The 20,386-nt window shown below is 48.3% G+C and carries 10 protein-coding genes and 3 pseudogenes; 5 read left to right on the plus strand and 8 right to left on the minus strand.

Annotated elements, in window-relative coordinates; translation table 11 throughout:
- The first annotated feature begins 7 nt into the window (after positions 1-7).
- Together CMR00_09510 and CMR00_09515 are read left to right on the plus strand one after the other, a co-directional pair.
- Positions 8-685, plus strand: coding sequence for a methyltransferase type 12 (locus CMR00_09510; protein PIO47605.1), 678 nt, complete (start codon positions 8-10; stop codon positions 683-685).
- A gap of 85 nt (positions 686-770) precedes the next feature.
- Positions 771-1,619, plus strand: a complete 849-nt coding sequence (locus tag CMR00_09515) for a hypothetical protein (GenBank protein ID PIO47606.1) — start codon at positions 771-773, stop codon at positions 1,617-1,619.
- A gap of 2 nt (positions 1,620-1,621) precedes the next feature.
- On the opposite strand, the pseudogene pyk reads toward CMR00_09515, so the two are convergent.
- The 6 genes and pseudogenes from pyk to CMR00_09545 all read right to left on the minus strand — a co-directional run bounded on the left by pyk (position 1,622) and on the right by CMR00_09545 (position 10,902).
- Positions 1,622-3,057, minus strand: a pseudogene (pyk, locus tag CMR00_09520) (pyruvate kinase).
- An 81-nt stretch (positions 3,058-3,138) separates the two neighbouring features.
- Positions 3,139-5,283 carry a peptidase S46 gene (locus tag CMR00_09525; GenBank protein ID PIO47607.1) on the minus strand — a complete coding sequence of 715 codons (2,145 nt, stop codon included), beginning with the start codon at positions 5,281-5,283 and terminating at the stop codon, positions 3,139-3,141.
- 93 nt (positions 5,284-5,376) lie between these two features.
- A complete protein-coding gene (locus tag CMR00_09530; protein PIO47608.1) occupies positions 5,377-6,753 on the minus strand; it encodes a hypothetical protein in 1,377 nt (458 codons plus the stop codon).
- Entirely contained in the window at positions 6,753-7,607 is an 855-nt protein-coding gene (locus CMR00_09535; protein PIO47616.1) for a pantoate--beta-alanine ligase, read from the minus strand. Before CMR00_09535 ends, CMR00_09530 begins: the two co-directional genes overlap by 1 nt.
- Positions 7,608-7,622: 15 nt before the next feature.
- A pseudogene (gene rsmI, locus CMR00_09540) lies at positions 7,623-8,335 on the minus strand (16S rRNA (cytidine(1402)-2'-O)-methyltransferase).
- A 98-nt stretch (positions 8,336-8,433) separates the two neighbouring features.
- Positions 8,434-10,902 carry a DNA gyrase subunit A gene (locus CMR00_09545; protein PIO47609.1) on the minus strand — a complete coding sequence of 823 codons (2,469 nt, stop codon included), beginning with the start codon at positions 10,900-10,902 and terminating at the stop codon, positions 8,434-8,436.
- A gap of 105 nt (positions 10,903-11,007) precedes the next feature.
- On the opposite strand from CMR00_09545, the gene CMR00_09550 reads away from it, so the two are divergent.
- Both CMR00_09550 and CMR00_09555 read left to right on the plus strand, forming a co-directional pair.
- The gene (locus tag CMR00_09550) at positions 11,008-12,513 is read left to right on the plus strand and encodes a hypothetical protein (GenBank protein PIO47610.1); all 1,506 of its coding nucleotides are present in this window, start codon (positions 11,008-11,010) and stop codon (positions 12,511-12,513) included.
- 9 nt (positions 12,514-12,522) lie between these two features.
- Entirely contained in the window at positions 12,523-13,431 is a 909-nt protein-coding gene (locus tag CMR00_09555; protein PIO47611.1) for a shikimate dehydrogenase, read from the plus strand.
- A 12-nt stretch (positions 13,432-13,443) separates the two neighbouring features.
- Here CMR00_09555 and CMR00_09560 read toward each other — a convergent pair.
- Positions 13,444-14,931 (minus strand): annotated as a pseudogene (locus CMR00_09560) (tRNA nucleotidyltransferase).
- A gap of 216 nt (positions 14,932-15,147) precedes the next feature.
- Here CMR00_09560 and CMR00_09565 point away from each other — a divergent pair.
- The gene (locus tag CMR00_09565; protein ID PIO47612.1) at positions 15,148-17,976 is read left to right on the plus strand and encodes an excinuclease ABC subunit A; all 2,829 of its coding nucleotides are present in this window, start codon (positions 15,148-15,150) and stop codon (positions 17,974-17,976) included.
- An 83-nt stretch (positions 17,977-18,059) separates the two neighbouring features.
- On the opposite strand, the gene CMR00_09570 is transcribed toward CMR00_09565, so the two are convergent.
- Positions 18,060-20,386 (minus strand): hypothetical protein (locus CMR00_09570; protein ID PIO47613.1); only part of this gene is annotated, 2,327 nt, incomplete at its 5' end.

Below are 20,386 nucleotides of genomic sequence, written 5' to 3' on the forward strand. Positions count from 1 at the left end.
CTTTCATATGCAAAGCCGCTTAGACGAACTGCATCGCTTGCTCGCCTCGGTTTACAATCTTTCACTTGCTACATATTTCATCGGTGCGCATCGCTTTACATTTCTTAGTGTCGCCAACAGTTACGACTTGCTTGATTCACTGAGCGAAGCGTGCATCAAGGATGAGATTATGCCATACTGGGCAGAAATCTGGCCCGCTTCTTTCGTGCTGGCTGAATACATTTTGGAGGACCTTTGTCCTGCTGGTAAACGGTGTATAGAGTTAGGTGCAGGTTTAGGTGTCGTTAGTGTCGCCGCTGCAAAGGCTGGCGCAAGCGTACTAGCAACAGACTATGTCGAAGAAGCCTTACCTTTCATTGAATTCAATGCGCTGAGCAATGGCACGACACTCCAGACCGCGCAATTAGATTGGAATCATGTTTGGCTCAATGAACAGTTCGATCTTGTCTTTGCCGCTGATGTGCTCTATGAACGCCGCAATCTTCTGCCTATTGTTAGCGCAATTCATAAATTGCTCAAAGCAGATGGCAAAGCTATCCTTGCCACCCCACAGCGTGAAATTGCTAGCAGCTTTTTGGCGTTATCACGGGAGAATCATTTTAAGGTCTCGCACCTCACGAAACCGTTGATCATTTTAGGCAAAACGTTGCCTATTGACATCTATGTACTTGAGCGCGAGCACTAAACACTTTACTTTTTTATGCTTGCACCATGCTTGGACTGTTCAAGAAACGGCTTAAACCCACTTGGCAATTCACGAAACCTAATGGTTGGATTTGGCGTGCGCTTTTATCGGTGATGAATACCTAATTGGTGAATTTCGTCAGAGCGGCGAGCGCAAAGCCTCTTTTTTCTTACTCAATGCTCAGACGGGCGCACTGTTGTGGGATAATTTCGTGCTCACAGATAGCCATCAAAAACCTGTTGGCGACGGCTGGTGGGTTGGAATGGAAACTGTCTACGCAGGCTTGGTCTATTTTCATGGCTATTACAGTCCTAATGTGCCCGAACATCTGGGCATCTGGGCAATGGAGCCGAGCCAAAAAGCCATCAAATGGGTCCGCCCTGACTTAGGCTACCTTTGCATCAGCAGTGGTAAAATGGTAGCGCTGCGCAATGTGCTGGTCGAGGGTTATGCTGAACGCTCATTTCTTACACTCAATCCTCTGACTGGTGAAGAGATTGATAACTTTGGTCAAAATGCTGCAGCGGCAAATTTCCTGCGTAATTCTGCACCGAGCCTTTTAGCCGAGCAAGAGGTTGTGCTGTCTGAACAAATTGCAGAATCCTCTCCGCGCTTTGCAGAAATAGCAAAGTTAGCTAAAGATGCCACACAGGGCACTCGTGTGATTGGAGCTTTTGATGTGCTCGAGCATCATGGTCAGACGATTATCGGATATCATGAACAGACCAATCAAATGGTTACGAATCAGGCTGGCGCAAGGGTGCTTGGGCTGAACTACAAACTCTTCGTGCTCGATAGCAAACAAAATGTGATTTACAGTGATATCTTAGGTGAGCTTATGAGCGGGCTCTTGGTCGATGGCTTTTTTGTGCGTCGCAATCGGCTTTACTACGTCAAAGAACGCAACACACTTTGTGCGATAGACTTACCTTGACATTATCCGATACGGCTTACTTTAATTGTATCGGTCGTGCCGTGCCTTAAAATCGGAATGCCCATGGTATAGACAATCACATCACCCGGCTTGATAATCGATCTCTCAGCAAGTTTTGTTTCAATCATTCGGAAACTGTCGTCTGTTGAAGTAATTGTCTCTGTGAGAATAGTCTCTGCGCCCCACACAAGCCCCATCAACCTTTGCACTTTTTCATTATCTGTAATCACGATAATGGGCATAGAGGGCTTTTGCTTTGAGACTTTTATGGCGGTGCCGCCTGTGTGACTTAGCACGACAATTGCCTTTGCATGAATTTTACTTGCGACATCTACGGCTGATATCGCAATGGCTTCACTCAAATCCACGGCGTTAGCATGATTTTTGTTTGCGGCGCAAAGATCTCACGCTCTGCCATGAGCAAGTGATGAATGTCTTTTGACTCCACACTGTTGATGATCTCGCACATGGTCTTGACCGTCTCCACAGGATATTTGCCAGCAGCAGTCTCACCAGAGAGCATGACGGCATCTGTACCATCGAAGACTGCATTTGCAACATCACTGGCTTCGGCTCGTGTTGGGCGCGGATTTTCAGTCATTGACTCCAGCATCTGCGTGGCAATGATTACAGGTTTGTAAGCGGCATTACATTTTTGCACGATAATTTTTTGGAGCACAGGTACTACTGATGTTTTCATCTCGACACCCAAGTCACCACGAGCGACCATCACCGCATTAGTGGCTGCAATGATCTCATCAATGTTTTCAATAGCTTCAGGGCGCTCAATTTTGGCAACAATCCATGCATTTTTGCCACGCGAGCGAATAATGTCAGAGAGTTGTTGGATGTCTTTAGCCGTGCGCACAAATGAAAGTGCAATCATATCGACCTCGTTGTCTAAGCCAAAATGTGCATCCTCAATATCTTTTTCGGAGAGCGAAGGCACAGACATATTGACGCCTGGCAAGTTCAATCCTTTTTGCGATTTCAGTAATCCGCCTACCACCACTTCCGTAATGACTTCTCGGTCAGTTTTGTCTAAGACCTTAACTTCCAACAAGCCATCGTCCATCAAGATTCTATCACCGCGCTGCACGTCGTAGACAATTTCTTTGTAAGTTGTAGAGACTCGGTCATAAGTGCCGATAATATCGTCCGTTGTTATGATTAGCCGATCCCCTTGTTTGAGTAGGACGGTTTTTTCAAGTGTGCCAATGCGGATTTTCGGTCCTTGCAGATCTTGCAGAATTGCAATTGGTTTGCCTGTTCGGCGCGAAGCTTCTCTGACAAGGTCAATACGCGCTTTATGCTCGGCGTGGCTACCGTGCGAGAAATTTAACCGTGCCACATCCATGCCTGCATGAATGAGCTCGATGATTTTCTCAAGCGAATTCGTTGCCGGTCCCAGCGTGCAAATGATTTTTGTGCGTTTCATTGCTTGTCAAGTTTAGCATTACCGTAAAACAGTTGACAGACGAAGGTGCTGCAAAATCTTCCTACTTACAAGTTGTCAGGCTTACCTTTTGCGAGATGCCGGCTTTTTGGTGTCTGGTTTCGGCTCGACTTGCATCTTTGGTTTTTCGCCTGTGAGTTCTTCTATGAGCCGTTCTGCACGATAGATATATTTGAGCGCCGCAATAATGCCGCCAGCATGCACCGCCACTGCACGATTGCTCTCTTGCGTGTAGATAAACGAGCCGGGCAGACTCTCGATATTACCATCAAAGATCAGACCCACCGCTTCAAGATTTTTGTTGATGACAGCACTGCCGCTGTTGCCGCCAATGATATCATTCGTTGTAACAAAGTTGAGCGGCACAGGTAGCAAGTCCATCGGTGGTGTCTCCCATCTCTTCGGCAAATTCCAAGGATATTTTTTGTTATGCGAGTAGTAGCGATCGTAGAGTCCAAAAAATGTGGTTTTGGCGGGTGCTTCGGTGCCATTGTATTCATAGCCTTTGACCACCCCATCGTTGATGCGCAGCGAGAAAGTCGCATCTGGTGGTGTCGATTCGCCATACACATCAAAGAAGAGTTTTGCTAAGCGTGCACGCAAGCCATCGGCTTTAGCAGAGAGTTCAAAGTTTTTGCGGTTTGCATTGATAAAGCGAGGATAGGCAATCTTTATCAGTTGCAGCAAGGGGTCCTGTGTTGCGCTAATTTCTTGTGCACTTTTCATGACCAAGTCTTGCAAAAACTTCGGGTCATAGAGCTTAGAGGATGAGGCTAAGCGTTTTGCAGCATCTGGAATTGAACTGCCCTGCAATGCCGTTTTCACATACTCGTCGTTTTCGCCTAAGTAATCACGCGCTGTGGCAAGATGAACTTCAAGCAGCGCAGTCTCAAGCGTCATGTCTGCTGGCTCGGCTGAAAGCAACAGCATTTGTGTTTGTGCTACTTGTGCTGTATCGCCGAGCTCTTTGAGGCGTGCCAGTCGCATCAGCAGAAAAGCGGTTTGCAGTCCCTCGCCTTGCGGATTGAGCCCAAATCGTTCAGGAAAAAGTTTGCGCATCTCGGCGTATAATGCGCTCATATCATCCCAGAGTTTTTCTTCATTTTTCAGTGCAGGATTTGCGGCGACTTTGGCACGAAACTCTCGCTCGAAGGCTCTTTTGCGCGCAAACAGATACGGGTCTTGCAACCCACGCAACTGTCCTGAAAAGGCTTTGATGCTATTTTCGTAGCTAAAAATGACATTGAGAATGCTATCGCTCTTTGCGGTTTTGTTATAGTCTTTGAGAATAGCTGAACGCGCCTTTAAAAATCGAAGTTGAGCAGGCAGAAGCACATCGCGGTTAAATTCCAATTGCGCCATTGTGCTCAGTCGCTCGGTGCTACCGGGATTGCCCACAACGAAAACTGGTTCATTTTCTTTAACCCCATCGGTATTGAATTTGTAGTAATCAGGGGTTTTGCAAGGGTTACCATTTTCGTCATAAGCGCGCAGAAATGCTACATCGAGCGCATAACGCGGGTAGGTAAAATTATCAGGATCGCCGCCGAAGTAACCGAGCTGCAGTTCTGGCAGAAATACCAGTCGAACATCGGAGTAGCGCTTGAAGCCATAGAGCGAATACTTTCCACCGCTATAAAAGGTAATGGCTTGAATGTTGAGGTCGCGCCACTCTGGTTTTTCAGCGTATTCTTGTTTGAGTTGCTCCAAGATTTTTTCGCGCAGGGCTATGCGCTCATTGTCATCCTTTGCTTTTGCCAATTCCGCTTGCACGCGTGCAGTGACATCCTCGATTTTTTCGAGCTGATCGACAAACAGACCGGGCACAGGGCGCTCTTCTGCGCGCGAAGCAGCATAAAATCCATTCTCGTTGAAATTCTCCCCTTTCCTCTCAACCTGCGTGCCGATTTCTCGCGCCACGTGATGATTGGTCATAATTAAGCCATTTGGCGACACAAATGACCCTGTACCGCCGACTTCGGTAAAACGCAGGGCAGCGCGGCGAGCACGCGTAAACCAGGCTTCATCTGGACGAAATCCGTATTCTTTCTCAAAAAAATCAGCGGGTGGCTTGTCAAATGTCCACATTTTACCATTATCAAACTTCCCCGCTTTGACTGTATCCGGATTGAATGAAAGTTGTGCAAAGGTTTGCGAGAGCGCGGTAAGAAAAAATAGCAAAGAAAGAACGGTTTTATAGCGCCACATATTGTAAGACGATTTTTTGTTTGCTGGAGACCGCATGTAATATCTTGTTTTTCGCTGCAAGAAAAAAATTACCGTATCGTTATGCTTCTTGCTTTATCGATTTGGCATTGCAATGAGCGTGCGCCAATTGACATTGCGCACTTCACCCGGCGCAGTTGAATGCACAAGTTCATAGTTGCCAACATTGCTTCTGTCGATAAAGACAAACATCATCTCAATTTGCTCCGATGCATTCAGATAGGTCCAAATTTCGTAGGGGCGCGACTGCTGATTGCCTGCAACACTTTCTACATTCGTCGGTCTGCCGTATTTGAGAAAGATGCGTCCTTTATCAGTTTCATAACCCCGGCGAGAGCGTGTGGAATAGAGTTTATCAGCTTCGGAGACTTTGTTCATATACTCACGGCGTGCGCTTATGCCGCCACGCACGCGCCAAAAGCGTTGAAAAAATTGCTGGCGTTCAGCCAGTGTTCTGAGTGTGTCATAGGCTTTAGCTTCGTCGGGCGTGATAAGTGCCGCAATTTGTGAGCGCATTTCTTGAGCATCCTTTTCCGTCATCCACACAAAGCTCTCGTCAGCTGCCGACATGCGAGGCATATTTGTCTTCACATTAGGATTGAAGACAAAGATTTTTTTGCTTTGCGCAAGTATGGGGCTCATTGCTGAGTCGACCAATTGCAGATGAAATTCGTAGCCCCCACTTGCTAGGTCTGCGATATAGACGCGCTCCAAGCACACTGCAGATTCGTGACTTGGCACGCAAGGTACCATCCGTTCTGTATGCTCTAAGATTTGTGCGTTACGTGTCAGAAAAGAGCGCTGAAAAAATTTGGCATCTTTTGGCAGTGCATTCAGATTGTAGAATTCCGCATAGAGTATTGCGGTATCAAACCCAGAGCCATACAAAGCTGTTGGATTCGGTACAATTTCATAGCCATTTCTGTAAAACATTGAGGATTTTGCAACACTGCGGTAAGCCAGTGCTCCTAAGCGTATATCGCTCATTGCAACTTGCGCCACGCCAAAGGCTTTGACCTCAAGCTCACGCTCGGTCTCGGCTTGAAAGTCTTTCTTGCCCAAACTTTTTAGCGTTATCACAATGCGGTAGTTCTCAGGTGGCAGCATCAGTCGCGCCAGTACGATTAACTGTCCTTTTTCACGGGCGGCGGCGCTATCTGTCGAACTCGTCTTTACAGCGGTTTTCTGCATCAATTTTTCACCACGATAAGCCGCAACGTTGAGTTCGAGTTGTGTGCGAAATGTATTGGTCTCAATTTCATCGTAAGGCAGACGCACTTTGGGGAACGACAAGGCAAATTCTACAGCGGTCTGCATAGCGTCAGCACGAAACTGCGCAATGTCTATTGCACTGAAGAGTTCAGACTCACGCCGATTCTGCGCAAGTCCCAGCGTTAGGTGCACGCACAGGAACGCACTTGTGAGAACCACACGCCACCACGGTTTCATCATCAAAGCCAGATATGCAGGTTATCAAGCAAGCGTACGTTGCCAAAGCGCGCTGCAATCAACAGGTAATAGTCTTGTCCGTCACGCAGATGCTCTACCCTTTGAAAGTTTTCTGCATTTACAATTGCGACATACTCCACTTTGGCAAGTGACGCATGTGCCATAATGAATTCAGTTACCATGTGCTCAATTGCATGAGTGTTGCGCTCACCTTGTGCAATTTTTGTTTGTGCAAATTCGAGCGATTTATAGAGTGCTGTTGCTTGTTGGCGTTCTTCTGCAGAGAGATAGACATTGCGCGAACTCATCGCTAGTCCATCTGGCTCTCGGACGATAGGGGCAGCGAGGATTTCAACATCGAAGTTGAGATCGCGCACAAGATTTCTGACAAGTGAAAGCTGCTGTGCATCTTTTTCTCCGAAGACTGCAAAGTGTGGTTTTGTAATGTTGAAGAGTTTGGCGATAACGGTTGCTACCCCGCGAAAGTGTGTTGGACGAATCTCTCCCTCGAGTCCTTGTGATGTACGCTCGAGCGCCACGTAGCTCTCGAAGCGCTCGCCATAGAGTTCTTCCATTGTTGGGTGAAAAAGCACATCCACGCCTGCTTGAGTTGCAAGTTCAACATCGCGCTCAAAAGGACGCGGATAGCGTGAGAAATCTTCATGCGGTGCAAACTGCAAAGGATTGACAAAGATGCTCATGACAACTCTATCGGCTTTTGCTTTGGCAATCTTGACAAGGCTCAGATGACCGGCATGCAGCGCGCCCATGGTTGGCACAAATCCAATTTTGTAGCCCGCAAGACGCAGGTTTTCTGCAAGGCGCTGCATCTCTTTGGGTTTCTCAATCAGCTGCACAGACATTTTCTTCGTTTATTCAATTTCTTCACTCTGTTCAGCACTATTTGACAGTGGTGAAAGAACCACGACAAATTCGCCTAAAATTTTTTTTCCTGAAAATCGCTGGCGCAATTCACTAAGCGAACCGACGACAATTTCCTCGTGCACTTTCGTCAGTTCTCGTGCAATCATGGCTTGTGCATTGCCAAAGTAAGTTTGCAGTTCTTCGAGCAATTTCAACAGTCGGTGTGGTGATTCATAAAACACAATTGCACTTTGCGCATGTGCGGCAAGAAATTTCAAGCGACTTTGTCTGCCTTTTTGTGCGGCAAAAATCCCTCAAAGCAAAAACGATTAACGGGCAAGGGGCAAACTGAAATTGCTGTGGTTAGTGCCGAGACACCTGCCACTGGCACCACCTTCAACTGTCGCTCAAATGCTGCACGCACCAGATAAAAGCCCGGGTCTGAAATTGCAGGCGTACCGGCATCGCTTACCAGAGCCACATTTTGTCCTTGCTCTAAGCGTGCCAGAATTTTTTCCGTTACCGCCCGCTCATTGAAAGCATGGTAACTAATCAGTTCTTTTTTGGGCAAATTAAAGTGCTGCAAGAGCTTGAGTGTCTGTCGCGTGTCTTCGCAAGCCAGCACTGGTGTTTGGCGCAGTACCTCAATGGCACGCAAGGTCATATCGCTCAGATTTCCTATCGGTGTAGCGACAATGTAGAGCGTCGCAGGTGCAGTCATCTTACATTGAGAATGCTCACAGGTGCGGTTTAGATTTCTTGCTTTCTTTCGAACCCTTAGCGCTTTTGAAGTATCTTCGCTTGCTTCTTTAAGCCACACTAAGCTGTCCCGTTTGATGATGTGCCGCTTTTCTCTTCGGTGTCGTCGTCTTTCGGCACCCTTGCCACGGCACTCACACAATCACCTTCTTCCAAACGAATGAGCCGCACGCCTGAAGTGTTACGCCCCATTACGCGAATGTCTGCCACATGCTGGCGATTAATGATACCATTTTTTGTTATCAGAATCAGGTCGTCGCTATCTGCAACTTCAACCATAGCTACGAGTTTGCCGACTTTTTCACTGGCTTTGAGCGTGATGACACCTGCCGCGCCGCGCTTTGTCATTCGGTATTCTTCAAGCTCGCTGCGTTTACCATAGCCCAAATCTGTTACTGTCAGCAGTGTGATATCACTGCGGCGTGTGGTAACCAGTGAAACCACCGATTCTTCTTTATCCAGTTCTGCTCCTTTCACACCGATTGAATTTCGTCCCATTGCACGCACATCGGATTCATGGAAGCGTACAGCGTAGCCACTGTTCTTTGCTAAAATAATTTGATGATTACCATCCGTGAGTTTTGCCCCGATTAGCTCATCACCTTTTTCAATGTTGATGGCAATAATGCCTGTGCGGCGCGGGTTAGAAAACTCGCTCAGTGCGGTCTTTTTGATCAGTCCGTTCTTTGTTGCCATCACCACGAACAGCGACTCGCTAAACTCCTTGACGTTGATATACGCCATAACTTTTTCGCCCGACTCAAACTCAATGAGATTGTTCAGAGAGCGACCGCGTGCCGTGCGTGCTGCTTCAGGAATGTCATAGACTTTTTGCCAGTAACACTTTCCAAAGTTGGTAAAGAAAAGAATGTAGTGATGTGTTGAGGCAATGAACATGTGCTCGACAAAGTCGTCATCTTTGGCTGCTGCGCCTGTAACGCCTTTTCCGCCTCGTCCCTGTCTGCGATAAGTATCAACTGCTGTGCGTTTGATGTATCCATTGTGTGTCATCGTGATAATGACGTCTTCTTCCTTAATCATGCTCTCCATTGAGAAGTCATCGCTGACTTGGTAGATAATTTCTGTTCTGCGCTCATCGCCATACTCTTTTTTGATTTGCTTGAGTTCATCTTTGATGAGTTTCATCTGCAGTTTTTCACTGCTCAGGATAGCGTTGAGCTGCTCAATTGTCTTGATGACTTCTTTGTATTCGTCTTCAATTTTTTGGCGCTCCAGACCTGTGAGGCGTTGCAAGCGCATATCCAAGATAGCTTTAGCTTGAATCTCGGAGAGTTTGAATTTTTTCATCAAGCCGTCTTTGGCTTCTTCACCATCTTTGGCTTTGCGAATGAGCGTGATGATTTCATCGAGATTATCGAGTGCGATTTTCAACCCTTCGAGAATGTGCGCGCGCCGTTCTGCTTCGGCTAAGTCGAATTTGGTGCGGCGAATGACGACCGTATGGCGATGGGCAATGTAGTGCTGCATCATTTCTTTGAGCGTCAGCACTTTTGGACGTCCATCGACCAGCGCCAGCATAATTACGCCGAAGGTCTCTTGCATCTGGGTATGCTTGAAGAGCTGGTTCAGCACCACTTTGGTGACCGTATCGCGTTTGAGTTCGATCACGAGCCGCATACCCTCACGGTCTGATTCATCGCGAATTGCTGAGATGCCTTCTATCTTTTTGTCATTGACAAGTTCCGCAATGCGCTCTTGCAGTTTCGCTTTGTTGACTTGATACGGCAGCTCGGTTACGACAATTGCTTCACGACCGTTTTTATTTTCCTCGATTTTGACTCTTGCACGAATTGTGATTTTGCCGCGTCCTGTCAGATAGGCTTCCTTTACACCATCGTAGCCGTAGATGATGCCACCAGTTGGAAAGTCTGGCGCTTTGATGTACTTCATCAACTCTTCAATCGAGCTGTCAGGATTGTCAATGAGTGCAATAAGTCCATCAATAGTTTCAGACAGATTATGCGGCGGAATGTTGGTTGCCATACCGACCGCAATACCTGAGGAGCCGTTGATGAGCAGGTTTGGAATTGCGCACGGCAGTACGGTTGGCTCTTCGAGTGAATCATCGAAGTTTGGCGCAAAATCGACGGTGTTTTTGTCAATATCGCGCAGCAGTTCGCCAGCGATGCGCGTCATGCGCACCTCAGTGTAACGCATCGCTGCTGGGGCATCGCCATCGATTGAGCCAAAATTGCCTTGTCCATCGACCAGCGGATAGCGCAGCGAGAAATCTTGAACCATGCGTACAATGGTGTCATAGACCGCGCTGTCGCCGTGCGGGTGATATTTTCCTAAGACTTCGCCGACGACACGTGCCGCTTTTTTGTAAGCGCGTCCTGCTTGCAAGCCCAGTTCGCTCATGCCAAAGAGCACGCGCCGATGCACTGGCTTCAAGCCATCGCGCACATCGGGCAATGCACGGCTGACAATCACCGACATAGAATAGTCGATGTAAGAATCTCGCATTTCGTCCTCGATATTTATCGGAACAATTTTTTCTCGCTGCATACCAAAGCGTTGAAATTGAGTTAACTTATAGAAACAGATTTGAAATATACTTGATTTATCGCAACCTCTGAAAGCAGTAACTCATGCGTGCGCCGAGCGTTTTAAATGCAAAAGCAGTTGTGTATATTTCTCAAGTACGCTTGCGTAGCGTGTTTTGTGCTTCAACTCCAATCGAACCGTTATATGGACGAAAGAGACTTTCTTGATAGCAATTCCGACTATCCAAACCCTCATGAAAGGCATGAATTCACAAAACGCATTAAACGCCTTATTGACCAAGATGAACTGCATACGATTTATGACCCCGATGAATTAGAAGAGATTGTGGGCGCCCTCATTGAAGAAGGGGATTATCGCCGTGCCCTACGGGCGGCAACACACCTCATTGCACTTGCTCCTTACAATGGCGATGCGTGGTTTAGCCAAGGACTTGCGCTGGCTAACCTCTCAGACTATGCTGGTGCAGCTGCCGCATTTGAAAAGGCTGTTGCGATGAACCCCTGCGATGTTGATGCACTTATGCACTTAGGTATTACGCTCGACAATCTTGGCAACTCGCTGAAAGCCTTGGAAGTCTATGATCGTGCCAGCGCACTCTCACCGCTTGACGATGAAATTCATTTCTGCCGCGCTATTTCGCTCGAGCGCTTAGAACGATACACCGAAGCTGAAGCCGAACTGCAGCACTGCCTTGAGCTCAATCCTCTACATCCTGAAGCATGGTATGAACTTGGATACTGCAAAGATATGCTCGGCAAGCTCGAAGAAAGTCTTATGTGCTACAATAAGCATATCGACATTGAACCTTACAATGCCAATGCGTGGTACAATCAAGGCGTAGTGCTGAGCAAGTTAGAGCGTTATCAAGAGTCAATTCAGAGCTACGACATGGCTATTGCAATTCGTACGGATTTTGCATCGGCATGGTATAATCGTGGCAATGTGCTTGCTGCTATCGGAAATCTACATGAAGCCATCGAAAGCTATCAGCAAACCTTACGCATTGAACACGATGATATTGCCAGTCTTTTCAATATCGCTACAGCTTATGAGGAACTTGGGAACTACGCAGACGCTATTTTCTATCTCGAAAAGTGTATAGCTATAGAGCCTAATTACGCTGACGCTTGGTATGGCTTAGCGTGTTGCTACGATATGATGGATGACCTTGTAACTGCCTTGAAATGCATCAATCAGGCAATTGCGCTTGATGCTGAGTGTGCTGATTATTGGCATGCACGTGCTGAAATTGAGTATGGATTAGGCAATGCAGAGAATGCCTTGGAATTCTACCGCAAGTCGCTCTCCCTTGATGACAAAAATGTTTATGCCTGGTACGATTACGCTTCTACGCTATTGGAAATGGAACATCATCAGGAAGCGGTGCTTGCCCTTGAGAAAGTCGTTGAACTTGAGCCCTCACTGGCAGAACTGGCGGATGTGCACTTTGAACTTGCCTGTGCCTACAAAGCCATCGGTGATACGGAAAATACCGTGCGTTCACTGCGTCGTGCATTTGCGCTCGATAGTGCCAAGCGCGACCTCTTCAAGAAAGTCTTCCCTGAACTCTACAAGCATCGCGCCATTCGTGAAGCCTTAGGTTTCAAGTAGTTATTTGCAGTGAGTAACCGATTTGACCTTTATGCAGCACGCAAAAAAATTTTGGGACTTATCGGCTATCAAATTGGTTACTCACTTTCAGCGCTCATGCACAACATTGCAGCTGAACATCTTGGGTTGCCCTACACTTACACACTGTTTGAAATTCATCCGCCTGAAAATTTGGTCGCTGCGCTTGAGGGGGTAAAAGTTTTAGGCATTGCAGGCTTCAACATCACAATTCCTTACAAAGAACGCATTCTGCCCTACCTTGATTTACTTAGCGCCGAAGCTTCCGAAACCCAAGCCGTGAATACTGTGCTCAATCAAGATGGACAACTCATCGGCTACAACACAGATATTTATGGGTTTGCCGAGCCACTTTTGCCGTTCAAAAGTCGTGTTGCTGGCACTGATGTTGTGGTGTTCGGGGCAGGCGGGGCAGCACGCGCGGTCGTACAAGCTCTGCGTCAATACTTCAAACCCTCATGCATTCACATCATTGCCCGTGACGAATTCAAGGCTAATGCACTCAAAGATCACTTCAAGCGGCGCAGCAAAAGCCTGAACATTTCTGCGCACCTTTTCGATGACGAAGACCTCGAGTCTGTTCTTTCCTCCGCACATCTGATTATCAATGCTACGCCTATCGGCACGGATTCGCCGAGCATGACTCCACGCCCTGCTATGCCCTTTCCTGCCGAATGGAAAATCTGGTCGCCGCACAAGATAGCCTACGACCTTGTCTATCGTCCCAAGCTAACTCCGTTCTTGCGTGCTGCACAGGAGAGTGGCACCACCATCATCCCCGGCTTTGAGATGCTGATAGCACAAGGCGCGAAATCCTTTGAGATTTGGACGGGAAAAGAAATGCCACGCGAAATTGTGCGTGGCGCGTTGCTTGAAGCCTTGGCGCAACCGTCGATTTAAGCCAAGTTCGCCTCACTTTGCCTGAGGCTGTGCCAAAATGTTTCGTTTCGCAGATGACTCAAAAAGTTCGGGATGGGCGCAGAGCTCCTCAAATTTTTGTTTCAGCAGTGCAATTGCCGCTTCACGCTCGTAAGGAATCACTCCATCCAAAATGGCATCCTCCATGGCTTTTTTGAGTAGCCCCACCATACGCTTCGGGAATGTTGAACATCTCCATAATCTCATGACCATTAACAGGTGGGCGCCACTTTGCCCACTTGTCTTTTTCGGTTACATCGGCAACTTTCTCTTCAACTTTGGCAAAGTTTGCCAGAATGCGCTGCACTTTTTTCGGATTTTTACTCGTTACATCGGCACGGCAAAGCACCATCAAATCATCTAAGTCTTCACCTGCTTCTACCATCAAGCGGCGAATGGCGGCATCTGTAATGCCCTCACGATGCAGTGGAATGGGACGCAAATGCAAGCGCACCATTTTTTGTACATACGGCAAAGGCTCCATCGGAAATTTCATGCGCTTAAAAATTTTAGGCAACATTGCTGCACCCAGTGCATCATGACCGTGAAAAGTCCAGCCGTGTCCTTTGACGAAGCGTTTGGTGCGTGGCTTGCCAATATCGTGCAGCAGCGCTGCCATGCGTAGCCAGAGTTTATCGGTCATTGCCGCACAATTATCGACCACTTTCAGCGTGTGGAAAAATGTGTCCTTATGCCCTAAGCCATCGACTTGCTCGACACCTGCCATGAGTGAGAGTTCAGGGAAGATTTCATCGAGCAATTTTGTGCGAAAGAGAATTTCAAGTCCGATCGAGGGCACAGGTGCCTTCATGATTTTGAGCAGTTCATCCGTGATGCGCTCTTGCGAGACAATTTTGATGCGCTGATGCATTTTTCCATTGCAGCAAGTGTTGCAGGATGCACTTGGAAGCCCAGTTGTGCTGCAAAGCGTGCGGCTCGCATCATGCGTAGGGGGTCATCGGAAAATGTCGATTCAGGCTCGAGCGGCGTGCGCAGGAGTTTCTTTTCCATATCCGCAAGCCCTTCGAAGCGGTCCATAATTTCGCCAAAAGATGCCCCGTTCAGTGAAATAGCAAGGGCGTTGATGGTAAAATCGCGCCGTAAGAGATCGTCTTCTAAGGTACCGATTTGCGTAATAGGCTTGCGCGAATCGGGATTGTAACTTTCTTTGCGTGCGCCGACAAACTCTAACTTGATTTCACCATGCCTCTCATCGTCAAAAGTAAATTGTGCTGTGCGAAATCGCTCAAACACAACAAGCCCTCGTCCGTTGAGTTTTGCTTTTGCCGCATTTGCAAAGGCAATCGGGTCGCCGACGAGCATAATGTCAATATCTTTGCATTCACGTCCTAAGAGCCGATCGCGTACATAGCCGCCCACGACATAGCACGGCAGTTGCATCTCGTCAGAGAGTTTGCCAAGTTCCACAAACAGTGGCTCAGCCAGCATCTCGGTCGTTAATGTTTTTTGCGCGCTTGTCATATCCAGTTTGTTTGAACTTTGAAGTTACAAATCACAGACGAAATCTTTAGCTAAATTCTTCATTAGCATCGCTTGCTGATTTGCTATCGTTCAAGCCGTTTTACTTGAGCTGCAACTTTCAATTTCGCATTTGCAATTTCAAAACATGGTGTCTTTGTCTGTAAAGCACAAGCCCGATTTGATGTATATTTAGGTTTAATTTTCAGCCAAGCCCCAATGTCAGAGTTGCAACATATTGTTGTGCGTGGCGCGAAGGTGCACAACTTGAAAAATATCGATGTTGATATCCCGCGCAAGAAACTGGTTGTTATCACAGGACTTTCTGGCTCTGGCAAATCCAGCTTAGCCTTTGACACCATCTGTGCTGAAGGACAGCGTCGGTTCATGGAAACGCTCTCGGCATACGCCCGCCAATTTGTCGGTGCTATCGAGCGCCCGGATGTCGATTTTATTGATGGTCTTTCGCCTGTGATTGCTATTGAGCAAAAAACCACGGCACGTAGCCCGCGCTCTACGGTTGGCACCATTACAGAAATCTATGACTTTATGCGCCTGCTCTGGGCACGAATTGGCGTGCGATACGACCCCAAAACCAATCAGCGTCTGGAAAAGCAAAGCGAAGAAGACATTCTTGCCAGCATTTTACGACTGCCTGAAAACACCAAAGTGCAAGTGCTTGCGCCGCTGGTTGTTGGACGCAAAGGTCATTACCGCGAACTCTTCAGCGATCTTTTGAAGCGCGGCTTTGTGCGCGTGCGTGTCGATGGTGAAACACGCGAGCTCAAAAAAGATATGAAACTCGATCGCTACAAAGTGCATAACATTGAACTCGTGGTCGATCGCTTCAGTATCTCGCCTGATATTGCGCCGCGCCTCAAAGAAGCTATTTTGCTTGCCCTCAAACTCTCCGAAAGTGGCTCTACTATGATTTGCGAAGTGCTTGGTGAAAAGAAATATGATCTTTTCTTCAACAAGAACTATGCTTACTCTGACGGACGCAGCGCCCTAGCGGAACTTGCACCTAACAACTTTAGTTTTAATTCGGTCTATGGCGCTTGCCCAACCTGCGAAGGGCTTGGTGAAATCATGCAACTCTCGCCCGACTTGCTCATTCCCAACCCTGAACTGAGCATTGCGGAAGGCGGTCTGGCACCACTTGGAAAAGAAGGTCGCAGCGAACAGTGGCGACTCCTCAAAGCACTTGCTAAACAGCACAACGTTTCTCTGAATGAACCGATTTCCACTTTGCCCAAAGCCTTTGTGAACATCTTGCTCCATGGCGCGCCTGATCCTGTACCGGTCTCCTATGGCTATGCTGGACGCGAGCATGTCTATCCCATACGCTTCAGCGGATTGATAGAGTATGTTAATTCTATCTATCGCACCACGCAGTCGATTTCGGTGCGCGAATGGGCAGAAAGCTTTATGCAAAAATCTCCTTGTCCAACTTGCAAAGGCGCCCGCCTGCGTGAAGAGAGTCTTTTCGTGAAAATTGCTGAGCACAACATCGCTCAAGTCTCCGACCTACCGATTCCTGAATGCAAAGCGTTTTTTGTAGAACTGCCCTCACATCTCTCTGGCAAAGACCTTGCCGTGGCAACCCCAATTCTTGCCGAGATTCTTAAACGCTTGGATTTTCTTTTGAACGTTGGGTTAGATTATCTCTCGCTTTCACGTTCGGCGGCAACACTTTCAGGTGGTGAAGCCCAGCGCATCCGACTTGCTGCACAACTTGGCTCGCAACTTACTGGCGTGCTCTACATTCTCGATGAACCCTCAATCGGTCTGCATCAGCGCGATAATGTCAAGCTCATTGACTCACTTTTGCAACTGCGCGACTTAGGCAATAGTGTGATTGTCGTCGAGCACGACAAAGAAACGATGGAGCGCGCCGACTACATCATCGATCTGGGTCCAGGCGCCGGCGAGCACGGTGGCAAGGTCGTGGCTGAAGGTCATGCTCAAAACCTTCATTCAGAATCACTTACAGCGCAATACTTGCACGGCAAGTTGAAAATCGAAATCCCCAAAACACGACGCGAAGGCAATGGTAAGTCTATCGTGCTCGAAGGCTGTACTGGACATAACCTTAAAAATGTTACGCTTCGCCTGCCCTTAGGCAAATTTATCGCGATTACTGGCGTGAGCGGCTCTGGCAAGTCGTCGCTGATTAATGAAACGCTCTACCCGATTCTGGCTCGACATTTTTATCGCTCAAAAGTGCTCACGCTGCCTTACAGAAACATTACAGGGCTCGAGCACCTTGATAAAGTTATCGACGTCGACCAATCCCCTATTGGCAGAACGCCACGTTCAAATCCCGCCACTTACACCGGCGTCTTTACGCTCATTCGTGATTTCTTTGCTTCGCTGCCTGAAGCACAAATTCGTGGCTATAAAGCTGGTCGTTTTAGTTTCAATGTCCGAGGCGGTCGCTGTGAAGCCTGCGAAGGCGATGGCGTCAAAAAAATTGAGATGAACTTTCTGCCCGATGTCTATGTCACCTGCGATGTCTGCAAAGGCAAACGCTATAACCGCGAAACACTTGAAGTGCGCTACCGTGGCAAGTCCATTGCCGACGTGCTCGATATGCCCATCGAAGAAGCCCGACACTTCTTTGACGATTTTCCGCGCATCAAGCGCATTTTGGAAACCCTCGAGAGCGTCGGACTCGGCTACTTGCGCCTTGGGCAATCTTCCACTACGCTCTCTGGCGGTGAAGCGCAGCGCATCAAACTGGCAACAGAACTTGCTAAAACGCAAACGGGCCAAACCCTCTACATCCTTGACGAGCCTACCACCGGCTTGCACTTTCACGACATTCAACTTCTGCTCAATGTGCTGCATCGGCTTGTCGACAAAGGTAATACGGTCGTTGTCATCGAGCACAACTTAGACGTCATCAAGCAAGCAGATTGGGTGATTGACCTTGGACCTGAAGGCGGAGAAAAAGGCGGTGAGATTATCGCTGAAGGCACGCCCGAACACATTACCACTGTTGAACGCTCAGCTACTGGTTACTTCCTGCGCCGTGAGTTAGATTAGCTCGTGCTGATGTATCGCTATCGCCGCAAATAAAAAAGGCGCCCCTCTCAGAGCGCCTCCTTTGTGCATGCCTTCTATGAGCGTTATTTCACCAGCATCATTTTCTTTGTCTGCACAAAAGTTTGCGAACTGCCTTGCGCTTTTAGGCGATAGAAATACATCCCACTTGCTAGCGTTGCGGCATTGAACATCGGTGCATAGTTACCACGCTCTTGCACCGCATCAACCAGTGTGGCTACCTTTTGCCCTAGCGTGTTGTAGACTTCCAGCGTTACTTTTGACCGCTCTTTGAGCTGGTAAGGAATGTTCGTTGTCGGATTGAAAGGATTAGGATAGTTTTGCTCTAAGGCAAAATCAGAAATAACCGTTGAAAAGCGAGTCTCCACGCGCACTTCTCGCAGGCGCTCAATCACGCCATTGAAACTGACTTCATCTAAGCGATACTCCACAATTGTGCCAACGGGTAAATCACTGACATCGGTGTAAGTATACTGTGCACCGTTGGTGCTGTTCTTGGAGACCAGTGCCGGATTGCGAGTGTAATCGTCGAGCTTTTGCCACTCGGTCTGACCTGCACTCAAAATTCGCCGATTGATGAGGAAGCCTGCAGACTCACGCTCCGATGCCGTTGCCCAATTCAGCACCACGCCCACGCGACTTGAGGTACCGGTGAAACTAATGAGTTCCACTGGCAGCGGCGCATCACTGACATTGATTGAGCCAAGTGTGTAGAAGCGCAAAGTGTTTGTTAAGGAGTTAGATTGCACACCCCGCACGCCGAGGAAGGAAGCCACATCGGTACCGCCATAGTCGGAGAATGCTCCTGCCAGCGGCGCCGGGCGTGCTGCAACACGCAACGGATAGGGCGAGAGCGAAGTGATACCATCATCGACAGGGTCCAGCACATAGCCTAAGATTACTTGATCTCCTGCTTGAGTGCCAGCTGCAGTCGCATCTGCATCTGTGAGTTCCCAATAGCGGAATGCACTGATTGACGCCAAGGGGCTGCCCGGTGTGGCACCAGCAGAAAGCGGTGAGCTATTGACAAGCTGCACACGCTGCAGTGTCGCTGCGTTAGTTCCTGTTGTAATTTGCAGCGGGCGATACACACTCCCATCACCCACAGGATAATTTTTCGGGTATCCAGCGCCAGTGCCGCCAAGCACCAGTGGACCGTTGACATATGTGCTTGGACCACCGCCACTTGTTGCTGCCGCAGTCATCAAGCTCGTGCCCGATGTATTGAGGATACCGTTGCTGAGAAAAAGTGTACTTCTTGCAGTCAGATTGCGCGACAGTGTTACGCCTGCGCTGTTATCGACCTCAAAATTTTCAATCGTGCTATTGCCAGAGCCTAGCACACTCTGCGCCGCACTACCGTTCATAATGACCCTGCCGTTGGTCATCCCTGGTGAGCCTGTACCAGCGTCAATGAGCGTAAAATTGCCTCTCACCTGCACTGAATTCACTGAACCTCCTAATGCTATACTACCTGTTCCAATGTTGAAGACAAGATTGTTGAAAATTGGTGATGCAAGCGAGCCATTGATAGTATTACTTGAGCCATTGTTTAGTGTGAGTGTACCGCCAGATACGTTGAAACTGCCACCGTTCATTGTGAGCGTACCGCCCGAGATGGTCACACTGCCGCCAATATTGCCTGCTTCAACGGTCGCATTGCCTGACACTGTTAGTCCACCGTTGTAGGTTGCATCGCCTGCGGTGTTGGTGTATGAACCTAATACACTGATTGGGTTGCCAGATAGAGATGTAAAAGCCGTGGCACTTTGCTTCGTCAAATTGCCATTAACGGTGATAGCGGTTTGCGCAGGTGTGTCATCCGAATTTGCTGTACCTGTTGCACCGTTAATCACCAGATTTTGATAGACATCAGCATAGACATTTCCGGTTTGATACTCTACCGTGCCAGCTAAAAAATCTGTTCTCTGACTTAGCCACTGCGCGCCGGCTGCAGTTGAGAAGTCTAGGGTACTTTGAATCACCAGCGTGCCTGTTGCATCATCCATAGTCAGCGTGCGTGCCTCTGCTGCAGTTGAAATTGTAACAGTTCTGCCATTGCGAATAATGACATCAGAATTTGCGGCAAGCGATGGCGGTGAAGTTCTCTGATTGCCACTTGCATCTTCCCAGGTTGCAGCGTCGTTCCAATCTCCACCACCAAATGTGCGGGAAATCCAGAGGTTACCTGAACTTCGCCCAAGTGTGAAAAGACCTGTAAAGAAATTGGTGTAAGGAAAATTTGGTGCTTGTGTTGCGCGTGTACCGTCGTCATCGACATCTGCCCCTGTTGGCAAGCCCCCAGCGTAGGTATCAGGGCCTGTGCCGCTGCGGAAGACCACACGGTTCAACGGTGATGGAATACCGCCGCCTGCGATATCGACGTCTAAGC

The organism is [Chlorobium] sp. 445 (assembly GCA_002763895.1).
In the GTDB taxonomy this organism is placed as follows: Bacteria; Bacteroidota; Chlorobiia; order Chlorobiales; family Thermochlorobacteraceae; genus Thermochlorobacter.